The organism is Kocuria oxytropis (genome assembly GCF_040981195.1).
Lineage (GTDB): Bacteria > Actinomycetota > Actinomycetes > Actinomycetales > Micrococcaceae > Kocuria > Kocuria oxytropis.
In genome coordinates, this window is record NZ_JAVFXA010000005.1 from 92,178 (window position 1) to 107,798 (window position 15,621).

Consider the following 15,621-nt stretch of genomic DNA (forward strand, 5'->3'; position numbering starts at 1 on the left):
GCGGCCGAGACCCTAAGCTCGGAGGATGGCTGACTTCCGGACGAGCACCCTGCACACCACCCCCGTGGGGGACAGCGGCGACCGCGTCGTGTTCCTGCACGGCCTGTTCGGCCGGGGCAAGAACTTCACCAGGATCGCCAAGGACCTCCAGCCGGACTACCGGAGCCTGCTGGTGGACCTGCCCAACCACGGCCGGTCCGCGTGGACGGAGCGAGTGGACTACGAGCAGATGGCGGACTCCGTGGCCGAGACCCTGCGGACGGACTTCGCGGCGGAGGGCCCCGTGGCCGTCGTGGGCCACTCCCTCGGGGGCAAGGTGGCCATGGTGCTGGCCCTGCGGCACCCGGACCTCGTCTCCCGGCTCGTGGTGGTGGACATCGCCCCCGCGCGCTCCGGCGGCGGCGAGGGCGAGTTCGCGCACCTGCTGGACAGCCTCGCGGCCGTGGACCTGTCGGCCGTCGAGCGCCGCTCGGACGCGGACGCGGCGCTGCGGGAGCCCATCCCGTGGGACACCACCCGGAGCTTCCTGCTGCAGAACCTGCGCAGCGGCCCGGACGGGCTCTCCTGGGAGCCGAACCTCGAGCTGCTGCGCTCCAGCCTGGACGCCATCGGCGGCTTCCCCGACACCGGGGACGCCGTCTACGAGGGCCCGGTGCTCTGGGTGGCCGGAGGGCGCTCGGACTACGTGCGCGACGAGCACGGGCCGCTCATGCGCGACCTGTTCCCCCGCACGCACCGGGTGACGATCCGGGAGGCCGGGCACTGGGTCCACTCCCAGGAGCCGGAGAAGTTCGCGGAGGTGCTGCGCGGGTTCCTGGCCCACACCGGGCCCTGACCGCACTCCCCGTCCGGGGCACGGCGGCCCCGGACGGGTGGCCTGCGCCCGCCCTCCACCGGGGTCGCGGTTCCTGCGGCGGTGGGAGACTGGGAGCATGAGCTCCGTCCCCTTCGACCTCGCCCGGATCGGCGCCGGCCTGCCGGTCGCCGGGGTGCTCGCCGACCTCCGCGCGGCGCTGGCCGGCGGGGCGGCGGTGGTGCAGGCCCCGCCCGGCACCGGCAAGACCACGCTGGTGCCCCCGCTGGTCGCGGACCTGCTCCACGAGCGCGCCGCCGGGTCCGCCCCCGGCCGGGTGGTCGTCACTCAGCCCCGCCGCGTCGCCGCCCGCTCCGCGGCCCGCCGGCTGGCGCACCTGGCCGGCACGCGGGTGGGGGAGCTCGTCGGCCACACGGTGCGCGGGGACCGGCGGGCCGGTCCGCGCACGCTCGTCGAGTTCGTCACCCCCGGTGTGCTCCTGCGCCGGCTGCTGCAGGACCCCGGGCTGCCCGGCACGGGCGCCGTGGTCCTCGACGAGGTCCACGAGCGCGGCCTCGAGTCGGACCTGCTCGTCGGCCTGCTGGCCGAGGTCCGCCAGCTGCGCGAGGACCTGGTGCTCGTCGCGATGTCCGCGACGCTCGACGCCCCGCGCTTCGCCGGTCTGCTGGGCGAGGACGCCCCGGCCCCGGTGGTGGAGCGCCCGGCCGTCCTGCACCCGCTCACCCTCCGCTGGGCGCCGGCGGCCGGCCGGCGCACCGACGAGCGCGGGGTCACCCGCGCGTTCCTCGACCACGTGGCCCGGACGGCGGCCGAGGCGCACGCCCAGGCCCTGGGCCGGGACGGCACCACGGACGCGCTCGTCTTCGTCCCCGGGGCGTGGGAGGTCGCCCAGGTCGCCCGTCGGCTCCGGGAGGGCTCCCGCGGGACCGAGGTGCTCGAGCTGCACGGCCGGGCCGGAGCCGCCGAGCAGGACCGGGCGACCTCCGGGCGCGGGCCGGGGGACCCGCCCCGCGTGGTCGTCTCCACGTCCCTGGCCGAGTCCTCCCTGACGGTGCCGGGGGTGCGCCTCGTGGTCGACTCCGGGCTCTCCCGGGAGCCCCGGCGGGACGCCGGGCGCGGCATGACCGGCCTGGTCACGGTCGCGGCCTCCCGGGCGTCGGCCGAGCAGCGGGCGGGCCGCGCCGCCCGGCTCGGGCCCGGGGAGGTGGTGCGCTGCTACGACGAGCGCACCTGGGCCGCGATGCCGCCCCACCCGACCCCCGAGGTCGCCGCCGCCGACCTCACGGGCGCGGCCCTGCTGCTGGCCTGCTGGGGCGCCCCCGGCGGACGGGGTCTGGCGCTGCCGGACCCGCTGCCCGGACCGGCCCTGGCCGACGCGCTCGCCGTGTTGCGCGGGCTCGGCGCCCTCGGCGACGACGGCCGGGCCACCGCCACCGGCCGGCTGCTCGCGGCGGTGCCCGTGGACCCCCGGCTGGCCCGCGGCCTGCTGGACGGCGCCCGGGCCGTGGGCGCCCGGGCGGCGGCCGAGGTCGTCGCGATGGTCTCGGACGACCACCGCCCGCCCGGCGGGGACCTGGCCCGCCTGCTGGCCGAGCTGCGCTCCGGGCGGGCCCCGGACTCCCGCCGGTGGGCGGAGGAGGCCCGCCGCCTGGAGCGGGTCGCCGCGGACACGCCGGCCCCCGGCCCGGCCGCTCCGCCGGGTCCGCCGGCGCCCGGGGACGTCCCGGCCGGGCTCGTCGCCGGGGCCGTCGTGGCGCTCGCCCTGCCGGAGCGGGTCGCCCGGAAGGTGGGGGACTCGTACCTGCTCGCCTCGGGGACCCGCGCGGGCCTGGCGCCCGGGAGCGGCCTCGCGGGTTACGAGTGGCTCGCCGTCGCCGACGTCACCCGGGGAGCCGGCCAGGCCGCCGCCGGGACCGGGGCGGTGGTGCGCGCGGCGGCCGCCCTCGACCGTCCCCTCGCCGAGCGCTGCGCCGAGCACCTGCTCACCGACGAGGTCCGCACGCGGTTCGAGAACGGGCGGGCGAGCGCCCGCCGGGTCCGCGCCCTCGGGGCGATCGAGCTGTCCTCCACGCCGGTCCGGCCCGCCCCCGACGCGGCCCGGCAGGCCCTGCGCGCCGCCCTGGCCGAGCAGGGCCTGGGGCTGCTCGGCTGGTCGGACGGCGCCGACCGGCTCCGCCGCCGGCTCGCCCTGCTCCACCACCGGCTCGGGGAGCCGTGGCCCGACGTGGCCGACGCCGCGCTGCTCGGCCGGCTCGACGAGTGGCTCGCCCCCGAGCTCGACGCCCTCGCCGGCGGCGGCCGGACCGATCTCGCCGCGCCCCTGCGGCGGCTGCTCCCGTGGCCGGAGGCCGCCCGCCTCGACGAGCTCGCGCCCGAGCGGCTGACCGTGGCCAGCGGCTCCCGCGCCCGGATCGACTACCCGGCCGCCGACGACCCCGCGGGCCGGCCCGTGGTCAGCGTCAAGCTCCAGGAGTGCTTCGGGTGGGCGGCGTCCCCCACGGTGGCCGAGGGCCGCGTCCCCGTCCTGTTCCACCTGCTCTCCCCGGCCGGGCGGCCGCTGGCCGTGACCGACGACCTCGCCTCGTTCTGGTCCGGGCCCTACGCCCAGGTGCGCGCCGAGATGCGCGGCCGCTATCCCAAGCACCCCTGGCCGGAGGACCCCTGGACGGCGCCCGCCACCGCCCGCACGGCGCGCCGCTCCTGAGTCCCGTTCCCGGTCGGCCCGGCCCGGGCCCGGTGCCGTGCCCGCGTCCGGCGGGTGGCGCCCGCGTGTGATCTGCGTTACGGTGGTGTTACCGCACTTGCCGAGCGCGTTGATCCAGCACGCACGGTCCGGCTCGCCCACCTCGCGATCCCCGGTCCGAGGCACGCACCGGCCGGACCCCCGCGACGCGATCGTTCCCGCGGGCCCGGCACCGGGCACGGTTCCGCCGGGCCGCACCTGCCCTCCCAGCACGGGTGCCCCGGCACGCACTTGCACGCAGCACGCTGCACCTCACGGAGAACGGGTACGCCCTCATGACTGCCACCTCGATCGAGACCTCGTCGACGACCCCGACCACCTCGTCCCTGCCGCTGGTCCCGCAGGCCGCCGTCCCCGCGGTCGGCCCGGAGCTCGCCCGCTCCTGGCTGCTCGTCAACGGCGCCCAGGCCGAGCGGTTCGCGGCGGCCCGGGCGAGCGCGGCCGACGTCGTGGTCCTGGACATCGAGGACTCCGTGGCGCCCAAGGACAAGGAGCGGGCCCGCCGCAACGTGATCAGCTGGCTCGACGCCCGGGACGAGAACGGCGATCAGCACCGTGCCTGGGTGCGGGTCAACGGCTTCGGCACCCAGTGGTGGGAGGACGACCTCCGCGCCCTCGCCGGGGTCCGCGGCCTCGACGGCGTCATGCTGGCCATGGTCGAGTCCCCCGAGCACGTCACCCGCACCGCGGAACTGCTCAAGGACACGAAGATCGTGGCGCTCGTGGAGACGGCCCGGGGCGTGCAGCACCTGCAGGCCATCGCCGGCGCCCGCTCCACGTACCGCCTCGGCTTCGGCCTGGGCGACTTCCGGCGTGACACGGGCTTCGGCGAGAACCCCATGACGCTGGCCTACACGCGCTCGCAGTTCACCATCGCCTCCCGCGCGGCCAACCTGCCCGGGCCCATCGACGGGCCCGCTGTCGGCGCGCTCGGCCCCAAGCTGGCCGAGGCCACGTCCGTGACCCTGGAGTTCGGCATGACCGGCAAGCTGTGCCTGATGCCGGAGCAGACGGCCACGGTCAACGAGGGCCTGAGCCCGTCCCTGTCCGAGCTGTCCTGGGCCACCGAGTTCCTCCAGGAGTTCGACGCCGACGGCGGGGAGATCCGCAACGGCTCCGACCTGCCGCGCCTGGCCCGGGCCAAGAAGATCCTGGGCCTGGCCGGGGCCTTCGGCCTGAGTATCCCCGAGGGCTACGACGTCCACTTCGAGGCGCCGACCGACACGTACCACTGCTGATCCGGTGGTGAGGGGCCGGTCACCGGCCCCGCCCCGCGCGGGAGCGCACCCCCCTCCTGCCGCGTCCGACGGACCGGTGGGCGCCGTGCAGACACGGTGCCCACCGGTTCTTCCGTGCCCGGACCCCGCCCGCTCCGCGGACGGATCTCCGGCCCGTTCCGGGGGCGGTCGCTCCGCAACGCACCCAGGGCCGGTCGCTCCGCAACGCACCCAGGGCCGGTCGCCCCGCAACGCACCCGGGGCCCGTCGCCCCGCTTCGCACCGGGGCCCGGCGTCCCGCGACCGGTCTTCCGGCGACCGGCCGCCCCGTGACCGCTCTGTCCGTGTCCCGCCGGGGCCGACTACTGTGAGGGCGTGCACACTCCCCGTCCCGCCCCGGTGCCCCGCCCCTGCCGCCCGCGGTCCGCGGCGGCCCTGGCGGCGGTCCTCTCCGCAGCCCTCCTGACCGGCGGCTGCTCGGTGCTCGCCCCCGACGGGGGCCGGGAGGCCGCGGAGCAGGTGGCCGCGGCCCTGAGCGCCGGCGACGTCGCGGAGCTGTCCTTCGGCGACGTCGACGGCGCCTCCGCGCAGGAGCAGCTCGAGCGGCTCGTCGCGGGGCTCGGCGAGGCCGCCCCGGCCGTCGAGGTCGCCGCGGTCGAGGACGCAGGGGAGGAGGGGCGCCGCGAGGCCACCCTGTCCTGGACGTGGGACCTCCCCGGGACCGACGAGGACTGGAGCTACGAGGCGGTCCTCCCGCTGGCCCGGACCGGGTCCGGCGACTGGACGCCCGCGTGGTCGCCGGCCGTGGTGCACCCGGGCCTGCAGGAGGGGGAGGCCCTGCGCGCCCGCACGGTCGACGCGGACCGCGGGGACGTCCTCGGGGCGGACGGCGAGACGCTGGTGACCGAGCGGCCGGTCCGGCGCCTGGGCATCGACCGGTCGCGGCTGGCGGGGGCGGACCCCGGCGAGGCGGCGCGCCGGCTGGCCGGGATCGTGGGGATCGACGCCGGCGCCTACGCCGGGGCCGTCGAGCAGGCGGGGCCCGAGGCGTTCGTCGAGGCCCTGCCGCTGCGGGAGGAGGACTACCGGGAGCTCGACGCCGGCCAGCTCGACACGGTCCCGGGTCTGCGCGTGGTCGAGGACGAGCTGCCGCTGGCCCCGGCCCGCGGCTTCGCCGCCGGCCTCCTCGGCGGCGTGGGCGAGGCGACGGCCGAGGACGTCGCGGACTCGGGCGGGGAGCTCGCCCCCGGAACGGCGATCGGCCGCGGGGGCGTGCAGGAGCACTTCGACGAGCGGCTGCGCGGCACGCCCGGGGTCGTGGTGGAGGAGACCGGGCAGGGCGGCGACGGCGCGGCCCCGGCCGGGGACCCGCTGTTCGAGGTGCCGGCCCGGCCCGGCGAACCGGTCGCCCTGACCCTGGACCGCGGGCTCCAGGCCACCGCGGAGGAGCTGCTGGCCGGGATCGACTCGCCCTCCGCGATCGTGGCGGTCCGGCCCTCCACGGGCGAGCTCGTCGTGGCCGCCGACGGCCCGGGCTCCGAGGGCTACCCCACCGCGCTGCTCGGCCAGTACGCGCCGGGCTCCACCTTCAAGGTCGTCACGGCCCTGGCGATGCTGCGGGAGGGGGACAACCCCGGGACGGTCGTGGAGTGCCCGCCGTCCACCACCGCGGCGGGCGTGCGGATCGACAACGTGGAGTCCTACCCGGCGGAGTTCACCGGCCCGATCACCCTCACCGAGGCCCTCGCCCACTCCTGCAACACCGTGTTCGTGGACCAGCACGAGCGGATCGACCAGGCGGAGCTCGCAGCCGCCGCGGCCGCGCTCGGCCTCGGGGTGCCCGCTGAGCTGCCCGTGCCCGCGTTCTGGGGGGAGGTCCCGCCGGAGGAGCCGCCGGACCAGCACGCCGCGGCGATGTTCGGGCAGGGCCGCACGCTCGTGTCCCCGCTGTCCATGGCGAACCTCGCGGCCTCGGTCGCCGCGGGCGAGCTCGTGCGGCCCCGGCTGGTGAGCACGGAGGACCCGGCCGGGGACGACGCCACCGCCGGGGCCGGCCCGGAGGAGCCGCTGACGGCCGGGGAGACGGAGCAGCTGCGCACCATGATGCGGGCCGTGGTCTCCACGGGGCACCTGGGCGTGCTCGGGGAGCTCGAGCCGGACACGGCGATCGGCAAGACCGGCACGGCCGAGTTCGGCGACGAGGACCCGCCCCGGACCCACTCCTGGGTGATCGCCGAGCACGAGGACCTCGCCGTGGCGGTGTTCGTGGAGGACGGCGGTCTGGGCTCGATCACCGGCGGCCCCCTCGCGCGCGACCTCCTGGCCGCGGCCTCCCGCGGCGGCTGAGGCACGCCGGGGCGGTGGGCGCCCCTTCCGCGACGGGCGCCGCCGGACCAGGATGGGAGCACCCCGTCCGCCGCCGCGGACCCGCCGAACCCGTCAGGAGACCCCGTGCCCGAGACCGTGACCAGCACCCCCGCCCGGACCAAGATCGGCGTGGTCGGCGCCGGCTCCGTCGGCTCGTCCCTCGCCTACGCGGCCCTCATCCGGGGCGTCGCCCAGGAGGTGGCCCTCTACGACCTGGCAGGGGACCGGGTCCGCGCCGAGGGCCTGGACCTGGCCCACGGGGCCATGTTCACCCCCAGCTCCCGGGTGACCGGATCCGACGACGTCGCGGTGCTGGCCGGATCGGACGTCGTGTTCGTGACGGCCGGGGCCAAGCAGCGGCCCGGGCAGACCCGGATGGAGCTGGCCGGGGCCAACGCGTCCATCCTGGAGCAGCTCATGCCGCGACTGGTGGACCAGGCGCCGGAGGCCGTGTACGTGCTGGTGACCAATCCGTGCGACGTGCTCACCGTGATCGCCCAGAAGGTGACCGGGCTGCCCACGGAGCGCGTCCTGTCCTCCGGGACCGTGCTGGACACCTCCCGGCTGCGGTGGCTGCTGGCCGAGGAGGGCGGGGTGTCCACCACGAGCGTGCACGCCACGATCGTCGGGGAGCACGGGGACACCGAGTTCCCCCTGTGGTCGAACGCGAACATCGGGCAGATCCCGCTGCGCGAGTGGACGGTCGGGGGACGCCGGCCCTTCACCGAGGACCGGCTCGACGAGATCACGCACCGCACGATCAACGCGGCGTACACGGTGATCCAGGGCAAGGGCGCCACCAACTACGCGATCGGCCTGGCCGGGGCGCGCGTGGCCGAGGCCGTGCTGCGGGACGAGCACGCGGTGCTGCCCGTGTCCACGGTCCTGGAGGACTACCGGGGGATCAGCGGGGTCGCCCTGTCGGTGCCCTCGGTCGTCGCCCGGCGGGGCGTCGTCGAGCGCCTGCTGGTGCCCATGGACGAGCAGGAGCTGGCCATGCTGCACCGCTCCGCCGAGGCGATCCGGGCCACCCTGGCCTCGATCGGGTACTGACCCCGGACGGCGACGGGGCCCGTTCCGCAGCTGCGGAACGGGCCCCGGGGCACGGTGCGGGGGATCAGCGCTCGGCCATCTCCTCCTGCGCCGCGTGGGCGAGGCGCACGGCGTCGTCGAACTCGCGCTCGACCTCCTCGTCGCGCGTGTACGTGGCCTTGGAGACCAGCATGGCGGAGACGAGGCTGACGACGAAGCCGGGGATGATCTCGTAGAGGTCGGCCCACGGGGTCACGGTCCACGCGAACACGGTGACCGCGCCCAGGACCATGCCCGTGATCGCGCCCAGGTTCGTGAGCTTGCGCCAGAACAGGGACAGGATCACGATCGGCCCGAAGGAGGCGCCGAAGCCGGCCCAGGCGAAGGCCACGAGGCCGAGGATCGTGTTGTTCTGCTCCCAGGCCAGGAACGTGGCCACGAGGGCGACGGCGGCCACGCCCGCACGGCCCATCCAGACCTGCTTGCGCTCGGACGGGCTCCGCTTCACGGTCAGCTTGTACAGGTCCTCGACCAGGGCGGAGGAGGACACGATGAGCTGGGAGGAGACGGTGGACATGATCGCCGCGAGCACCGCGGCCAGGACGAACCCGGCGACCACCGGGTGGAAGAAGACCTGCGCGAGGTCCAGGAACACGGACTCGGGGTCGGTCGGGCTCTCCTCGGGGCGGTTGCCGTAGTAGGCGAGGCCGACCAGGGCGGTGGCGATGGCCCCGATGACGCTCAGCACCATCCAGCTCAGCCCGATCCGGCGGCCGGTCTTGGCGTCGGCGGGGGAGCGCATGGCCATGAAGCGGACGATGATGTGGGGCTGGCCGAAGTAGCCCAGGCCCCACGCCAGGGCCGAGATGACGCCGATCACGGTGGCGCCGCGCACGAGCGAGAGGGCGTCCGGGTCCACGGCGGTGATGTTCTCCGCCATCTGCCCGAAGCCGCCCACGTTGATGATCCCGACGACGGGGACCGCGATCAGGGCGAGGAACATGAGCACGCCCTGGGCCACGTCGGTGTAGGTGGCGCCCAGGAAGCCGCCGAAGAGGGTGTAGGCGATGGTCACGCCCACGACCAGGAGCAGCCCGGCGTGGTAGGTGGAGCCGAAGGAGGACTGGAAGAACAGCCCGCCGGCGACCATGCCGGAGGAGACGTAGAAGGTGAAGAACACCAGGATGATCAGCCCGGAGACGATGCGCAGCAGCCGGGTCCCGCCCTTGAGCCGGTTGTCCAGGAAGGACGGGATCGTGATCGAGTTGTGCGAGACCTCGGTGTAGGAGCGCAGCCGGGGCGCGATGAACTTCCAGTTGACCCACGCGCCGATGATCAGCCCGATGGCGATCCACGCCTCGACGAGACCGGACAGGAAGACCGCGCCGGGCAGGCCGAGGAGCAGCCAGCCGGACATGTCGGAGGCACCGGCGCTGAGCGCGGCGACGCCCGGCTTGAGGTTGCGCCCGCCGAGCATGTAGTCGTCGAGGTTCTTCGTCCTGCTGTTGGCGTAGAGGCCGATCGCGATCATCGCGGCGAAATAGATGACGATCGCGATCGTCTGGGATATCTCTTGGGTCATGGCGTCCTTTCCGCCCGGCGCCGGCCCGGTGGAGCGCAGCGTCCAGGGGGGTGGGTGGTACAGAGGTCCCACAGGACTTTACGCCCGCTCCGAGGCAGTGGCCAGCCACTACCGGTATAGGGGGAGGTCCCCGGCGCCCCGGGAGCGCCCCTCAGGCGCCGTCGTGGGACTGCAGGAACTCGTAGACCTCCCGCTCGTCGACCCCCGGAAAAGCGCCCTCCGGGAGCGCGGCCAGCACGTGCGAGTGCGCCCGGGTGTTGGGCCACGCGTGCCCGGCCCACACCCGGCTGAGCTCCTCGGGCGGGCGCCGGCAGCAGGAGGGATCCGGGCACGTGGACACGGTCCGGTGCGGGGTGTCGCGGCCGCGGAACCAGCGGGCGTCGGTGAACGCAACGCCCACGCCGATCGAGAACACGCCCTGGCTGGAGAGCTCCGTGCGGGTGGAGCACCAGTACGTGCCGGAGGGGGTGTCGGTGTACTGGGCGAACGCCGTGAACTGGTTGGGCTGGTCGAAGACGGTGCGCCCGGACCACTTCCGGCACGAGATCTGGCCCTCGATCGCCCCGGTGTGGTCCGTGGGGAACGCGAGGCCGTTGTTCTCGTAGGCCTTGTGGATCACCCCGGACGAGTGCACCTTGTGGAAGTGGGTGCGGATGCCCAGGTGGCGGGTGGCGAGGTTCGTGAAGCGGTGGCCCGCGGTCTCGTGCGAGACCGCGAAGCGGTCCTTGAGGTCCTCCAGGAACAGGTTCCGGTTGCGCTTGGCCTCCAGCAGGAACGGGACGGTCTTGTCCTCCGGCAGCATCACCGCGGCGGCGAAGTAGTTGGTCTGCACCCGCTGGGCGAGGAACTCGGCGTAGTCCTTCGGCGGCTCGTGGCCCAGCACCTGGTGCCCCACCGCCTGGAGCAGCACCGCGCGCGGGTCGTGGTCCGCCCGCGGGCTCTGCACCAGGTAGATCCGCCGGTTGAGCAGGTCCGTGACCGACCGGGTCGAGTGCGGGAGGTCGGTGACGTGGTGGATGCTGTAGCCCAGCCGGCCCACCATCTCGGAGATCACGGAGTTGGAGACCGGTCCCGAGGAGTAGCCCCCCAGGGTCAGCAGCTCCTTGGCGGCCTGCTCCAGGTCGGGGAAGTAGTTGTCCTGCGCCCGCATGAGGCGGCGCAGCTGCACGTTCGCCCGGCGGGCCTCCTCGGGGGTGGCCGAGTTCTTCTCGAGGGCCTCGGCCAGCTTCTCCTGCAGCCCCACGAGCGCCTCGAGCACCTCGGTGGACAGGGCGGAGCTGACCCGCACGGTCGGCAGCCCCAGCTGCTCGTAGAACGGGGAGCGCTGGGCGCGCTCGAGCTGGATCTCGAGCGCCTCGCGGCGGTTGCCGGGCTCGGCCCCGAGCAGCGCGTCCACGCTGGTGCCCAGGACGTCGGCGAGCCGCTGCAGCAGGCTGAGCCGCGGCTCGCGCCGGCCGTTCTCGATCACGGACAGCTGCGACGTGGCGGTGCCCGCCCGGTCCGCGAGCTCGGCGAGCGTGAGCCCCCGGTCCTTGCGCAGCGACCGGATGCGCCGGCCGAGACCGATCAGATCGGTGCCGCCGGACGGCTCGGCCGACGTCGTCTCCTCGTATCCCCAGGCGCTGGTCGTCATTTCTTCACCATACGCGAAAAAGGACGAAAGTTCACGAGAACATCAAGGGTTGACCCGGTCGGCTTTGAGGCAAAGTGGGGTGTGTCACCACGGGAGAGAGAACTTCCCGCCGACATCGAGGGTGACATCGAGACCGACGGGCACCCGTCCACGGACCACTCAACGAGGAGCCGACATGCCGTACCCCAGCGCCCCCAAGACCGCCGACGAGATCCGCCAGGAGTGGGACGCCGATCCCCGCTGGGCGCAGATCACCCGCGAGTACACGGCGGAGGAGGTCGTCCGCCTGCGCGGCACGGTGCAGGAGGAGCAGACCCTCGCCCGACGCGGCGCGGAGCAGCTGTGGGAGAAGCTGCACACCGAGGACTTCGTCAACTCGCTCGGCGCGCTCACCGGCAACCAGGCCGTCCAGCAGGTGAAGGCCGGTCTGAAGGCCATCTACCTCTCCGGCTGGCAGGTCGCCGGTGACGCGAACCTCGCCGGGCAGACCTACCCGGACCAGTCGATCTACCCCGCCAACTCCGTGCCGGCGGTCGTGCGGCGGATCAACAACGCGCTGATGCGCGCGGACCAGATCGAGCACGCCGAGGGGATCCGGACCGTCGAGGACTGGCTGGTCCCGATCGTGGCCGACGCCGAGGCCGGCTTCGGCGGCCCGCTCAACGCCTACGAGCTCATGAAGTCCATGATCGCCGCCGGCGCGGCCGGGGTGCACTGGGAGGACCAGCTGGCCTCCGAGAAGAAGTGCGGGCACCTGGGCGGCAAGGTGCTCATCCCCACCCAGCAGCACGTCCGGACCCTGAGCGCGGCCCGGCTCGCGGCGGACGTCGCCGACGTCCCCTCCCTGATCATCGCCCGCACCGACGCGGAGGCGGCCACCCTGATCACCTCCGACGTCGACGACCGCGACAAGCCGTTCGTGACCGGTGAGCGCACCGCCGAGGGCTACTACAAGGTCCGCAACGGCCTCGAGGCCTGCATCGCCCGCGGCAACGCCTACGCCCCGTACGCGGACCTGCTGTGGATGGAGACCGGCACCCCGGACCTGGAGCTGGCCAAGAAGTTCGCCGAGGGCATCCGCGCGGAGCACCCCGACCAGATGCTCGCCTACAACTGCTCGCCGTCCTTCAACTGGAAGAAGCACCTGGACGACGCCACGATCGCCAAGTTCCAGCGCGAGCTGGGCGCGATGGGCTTCAAGTTCCAGTTCATCACCCTGGCCGGCTTCCACGCCCTGAACTACTCGATGTTCGACCTGGCCCACGGCTACGCCCGCAACCAGATGACGGCCTACGTGGAGCTGCAGGAGCGCGAGTTCGCGGCCGAGGAGCGCGGCTACACCGCCACCCGGCACCAGCGCGAGGTCGGCACCGGATACTTCGACCTGGTCTCCACCGTCCTCAACCCGCAGTCCTCGACCACGGCGCTGGCCGGCTCCACCGAGACCGCCCAGTTCTGAGCCGAGCGGCGGCCGCCGGCCGGGGACCCCACGGGTTCCCGGCCGCGCGGCTCCCGTCCGCGATCCGCCCCGGTTCCGCACCGGGGCCGCCCCACCCGATCCACCCAGGACACTCTTCAGGCGAGGAACCAGCCATGATGACCATGACCAGCAACCCCGTGACGATCAACGGCGTGACCCTCACCGGTCACCACGTGCCCCGGCAGAACAGTGTGCTCACCCCCGACGCGCTCGGCTTCCTCGCGGCGCTGCACCGCGAGTTCGAGCCCCGCCGTCGGGAGCTGCTCGCCGCCCGCGAGGAGCGGCGCCGGGCGATCGCCCGCGGCACCGACCCCGCCTTCCTGCCGGAGACGCGGAAGATCCGCGAGGACGACTCCTGGCGCGTGCCCCCGCCCCCGCCCGGGCTCGAGGACCGCCGCGTGGAGATCACCGGCCCGACCGAGCGGAAGATGACCATCAACGCCCTCAACTCCGGGGCGAAGGTGTGGCTCGCGGACATGGAGGACGCCAACACCCCGCACTGGACCAACGTGGTCAGCAACCAGCTCAACCTCATCGACGCGCTCGAGGGGACCATCGAGTTCACCAACCCGGACGGCAAGAAGTACGCCCTGAAGAACAAGGACGCCCGGGCCAACCCCACCATCGTGGTGCGCCCCCGCGGGTGGCACTTCGACGAGAAGCACCTGTCGGTGCGGGACGAGCCCATCGCGGGCGCCATCGTGGACTTCGGCCTCTACTTCTTCCACAACGCGCGCCGGCTCAGGAAGCTCGGCCTGGGCCCCTACTTCTACCTGCCCAAGACCGAGTCCCACCAGGAGGCACGGCTGTGGCACGACATCTTCAGCCGGGCCGAGTCCCTCCTCGGGGCGGACCGCGGCACCATCCGCGCCACCGTGCTGATCGAGACGATCACCGCGGCCTTCGAGATGGAGGAGATCCTGTACGAGCTCGGCGAGCACGCCGCGGGGCTCAACGCCGGGCGCTGGGACTACATCTTCTCGATCATCAAGAACTTCCGCACCCGCGGGCCCCGCTTCATCCTCCCGGACCGCAACGCCGTGACCATGACGCAGCCGTTCATGCGGGCCTACACCGAGCAGCTCGTGCGCGCCTGCCACCGGCGCGGGGCGATGGCCATCGGCGGGATGGCCGCGTTCATCCCCTCCCGCCGGGACGAGGAGGTCAACCGCACGGCGATCGAGAAGGTGCAGGCGGACAAGACCCGTGAGGCCGAGGACGGCTTCGACGGGTCCTGGGTGGCCCACCCCGACCTGGTGCCCGTGTGCCGGGAGGTCTTCGACGCGGTCCTGGGCGAGAAGCCCAACCAGCTGGACCGGCTCCGCGAGGACGTGGTGCCCGACGACAAGGCGCTCATCGACATCGCCTCCGCCGAGGGGAAGATCACCGAGGTGGGGATCCGGAACAACATCGAGGTCGGGATCCGCTACATCGAGGCGTGGCTGCGCGGCAACGGCGCCGTGGGCATCCACAACCTCATGGAGGACGCCGCGACCGCGGAGATCTCCCGCTCGCAGATCTGGCAGTGGGTCAGCACCCGGGCCATCACCGACGAGGGCGAGGAGATCACCCGCGACTGGGTCCAGGAGCTGATGGAGGAGGAGTTCGGGAGGATCGAGCGCGCCGAGGGCGACCGCTTCGACGACGCCCGCGGCATCTTCGAGGAGGTGGCCCTGGGCGACGACTACCCCGCGTTCCTGACCACCCCCGCCTACGAGCGGTTCCTGGCCGAGCCCGAGGACCCGCACGCCCCGGAGGAGGCGCCGGCCCCCGTGTCCGCGCGCTCCTGAGCGGCCCACCGGGCCGGGTCCACGCGCCAGGGCTCCCGGGGCAGGACGTCCTCGTCGAAGCCGGCGAGGACGTCCTGCGCCGTGCGGACCGGACCCGGCAGGCCCAGGGAGCGCCCGATCCAGCCCATCACCTCGGCCGTGCCGTGCCCCGCCGCGGCGAGGTCCGCGAGGGTCACGGCCCCGGCCCGCTTGGCCAGGCGCCGCCCGTGCGGATCGAGCACGAGGGGGACGTGCGCCCACTCCGGCTCCGGCAGGCCCAGCACCGAGGCCAGGTACGCCTGCCGGGGCGTGGAGGGCAGCAGGTCGTCGCCGCGCACCACCTGGTCCACGCCCTGGTGGGCGTCGTCGAGGACGACCGCGAGGTTGTAGGCGGGGCGGCCGTCGGTGCGCAGCAGCACGAAGTCGTCGACCAGCCCCGTGTGCGCCCCGGCCCAGCGGTCCACGACCGTGCGGGAGCGCTCCTCCGCGCGCAGCCGCACGGCGGGGGCCCGCTCGCGCCGGCGCCGCGCCCGCCCGGCGTCGTCGAGGTCCCGGCACGTGCCCGGATAGGCGCCCGGCGCCCCGTGCGGCGCGCTCGCCGCCGCCTGGATCTCCCGGCGCGTGCAGAAGCACTCGTACGTGCGCCCGGCCTCGGTCAGCCGCTCCACCACGGCGCGGTGCTCCGCCTCCCGCGAGGACTGCAGCAGCGGCGGGCCGTCCCAGTCGAGGCCCAGCCGGGCGAGGTCCGCCAGCTGCCGCTCGGCGGCCCCCGGCCGCACCCGGTCGATGTCCTCGACGCGCAGGACGAAGCGGCGGCCCGTCGAGCGCGCGAGGGCCCACGCGAGCAGCGCCGTGCGGAGGTTGCCGAGGTGGAGGTCCCCGGAGGGGGACGGAGCATAGCGGCCGGCTCCTCCCACCGCACGGTCCGCGCCGGAAGTGGTCATGGGTGCCAGGATAGCCAGCGGCGGTCGGTACCCTGGTCGG

General features: G+C 74.5%; 10 protein-coding genes. 7 read left to right on the forward strand and 3 right to left on the reverse strand.

Annotated elements, in window-relative coordinates; all coding sequences use genetic code 11:
• The first annotated feature begins 25 nt into the window (after positions 1–25).
• From QYM41_RS06920 to QYM41_RS06940, 5 genes are all read left to right on the forward strand, one after another.
• Positions 26–835: an alpha/beta fold hydrolase gene (locus tag QYM41_RS06920; RefSeq protein WP_368799014.1), complete on the forward strand. Its 810-nt coding sequence runs from the start codon at positions 26–28 to the stop codon at positions 833–835.
• 97 nt (positions 836–932) lie between these two features.
• Positions 933–3,518: an ATP-dependent helicase HrpB gene (gene hrpB, locus QYM41_RS06925; RefSeq protein ID WP_368799015.1), complete on the forward strand. Its 2,586-nt coding sequence runs from the start codon at positions 933–935 to the stop codon at positions 3,516–3,518.
• A gap of 314 nt (positions 3,519–3,832) precedes the next feature.
• Positions 3,833–4,795: an HpcH/HpaI aldolase/citrate lyase family protein gene (locus tag QYM41_RS06930; protein WP_368799016.1), complete on the forward strand. Its 963-nt coding sequence runs from the start codon at positions 3,833–3,835 to the stop codon at positions 4,793–4,795.
• A gap of 354 nt (positions 4,796–5,149) precedes the next feature.
• Positions 5,150–7,120, forward strand: coding sequence for a penicillin-binding transpeptidase domain-containing protein (locus QYM41_RS06935; protein ID WP_368799017.1), 1,971 nt, complete (start codon positions 5,150–5,152; stop codon positions 7,118–7,120).
• 105 nt (positions 7,121–7,225) lie between these two features.
• Positions 7,226–8,194, forward strand: coding sequence for an L-lactate dehydrogenase (locus QYM41_RS06940; protein ID WP_368799018.1), 969 nt, complete (start codon positions 7,226–7,228; stop codon positions 8,192–8,194).
• A gap of 64 nt (positions 8,195–8,258) precedes the next feature.
• On the opposite strand, the gene putP is transcribed toward QYM41_RS06940, so the two are convergent.
• Together putP and QYM41_RS06950 are read right to left on the reverse strand one after the other, a co-directional pair.
• A complete protein-coding gene (gene putP / locus QYM41_RS06945) occupies positions 8,259–9,755 on the reverse strand; it encodes a sodium/proline symporter PutP (protein ID WP_368799019.1) in 1,497 nt (498 codons plus the stop codon).
• Between the two features lie 151 nt (positions 9,756–9,906).
• Entirely contained in the window at positions 9,907–11,388 is a 1,482-nt protein-coding gene (locus QYM41_RS06950) for a helix-turn-helix domain-containing protein (protein WP_368799020.1), read from the reverse strand.
• 175 nt (positions 11,389–11,563) lie between these two features.
• On the opposite strand from QYM41_RS06950, the gene aceA reads away from it, so the two are divergent.
• Both aceA and aceB read left to right on the forward strand, forming a co-directional pair.
• A complete protein-coding gene (aceA, locus tag QYM41_RS06955) occupies positions 11,564–12,847 on the forward strand; it encodes an isocitrate lyase (protein WP_368799021.1) in 1,284 nt (427 codons plus the stop codon).
• 137 nt (positions 12,848–12,984) lie between these two features.
• Complete coding sequence (aceB, locus tag QYM41_RS06960) at positions 12,985–14,658, forward strand: malate synthase A (RefSeq protein ID WP_438612560.1); 1,674 nt, start codon at positions 12,985–12,987, stop codon at positions 14,656–14,658.
• Here the strand turns inward: aceB and gluQRS are convergent.
• Positions 14,580–15,581 carry a tRNA glutamyl-Q(34) synthetase GluQRS gene (gene gluQRS / locus QYM41_RS06965; protein WP_368799023.1) on the reverse strand — a complete coding sequence of 334 codons (1,002 nt, stop codon included), beginning with the start codon at positions 15,579–15,581 and terminating at the stop codon, positions 14,580–14,582. The genes aceB and gluQRS overlap by 79 nt on opposite strands.
• Between the last annotated feature and the right edge of the window lie 40 nt (positions 15,582–15,621).

What these genes read in the sequence shown, in the direction of transcription:
- aceA (WP_368799021.1), top strand. Translation starts at nt 11,564, where the DNA reads ATGCCGTACCCCAGCGCCCCCAAGACCGCCGACGAGATCCGCCAGGAG.
- hrpB (WP_368799015.1), top strand. Translation starts at nt 933, where the DNA reads ATGAGCTCCGTCCCCTTCGACCTCGCCCGGATCGGCGCCGGCCTGCCG.
- aceB (WP_438612560.1), top strand. Translation starts at nt 12,985, where the DNA reads ATGACCATGACCAGCAACCCCGTGACGATCAACGGCGTGACCCTCACC.
- QYM41_RS06930 (WP_368799016.1), top strand. Translation starts at nt 3,833, where the DNA reads ATGACTGCCACCTCGATCGAGACCTCGTCGACGACCCCGACCACCTCG.
- QYM41_RS06950 (WP_368799020.1), bottom strand. Translation starts at nt 11,388, where the DNA reads ATGACGACCAGCGCCTGGGGATACGAGGAGACGACGTCGGCCGAGCCG.
- gluQRS (WP_368799023.1), bottom strand. Translation starts at nt 15,581, where the DNA reads ATGACCACTTCCGGCGCGGACCGTGCGGTGGGAGGAGCCGGCCGCTAT.
- putP (WP_368799019.1), bottom strand. Translation starts at nt 9,755, where the DNA reads ATGACCCAAGAGATATCCCAGACGATCGCGATCGTCATCTATTTCGCC.
- QYM41_RS06920 (WP_368799014.1), top strand. Translation starts at nt 26, where the DNA reads ATGGCTGACTTCCGGACGAGCACCCTGCACACCACCCCCGTGGGGGAC.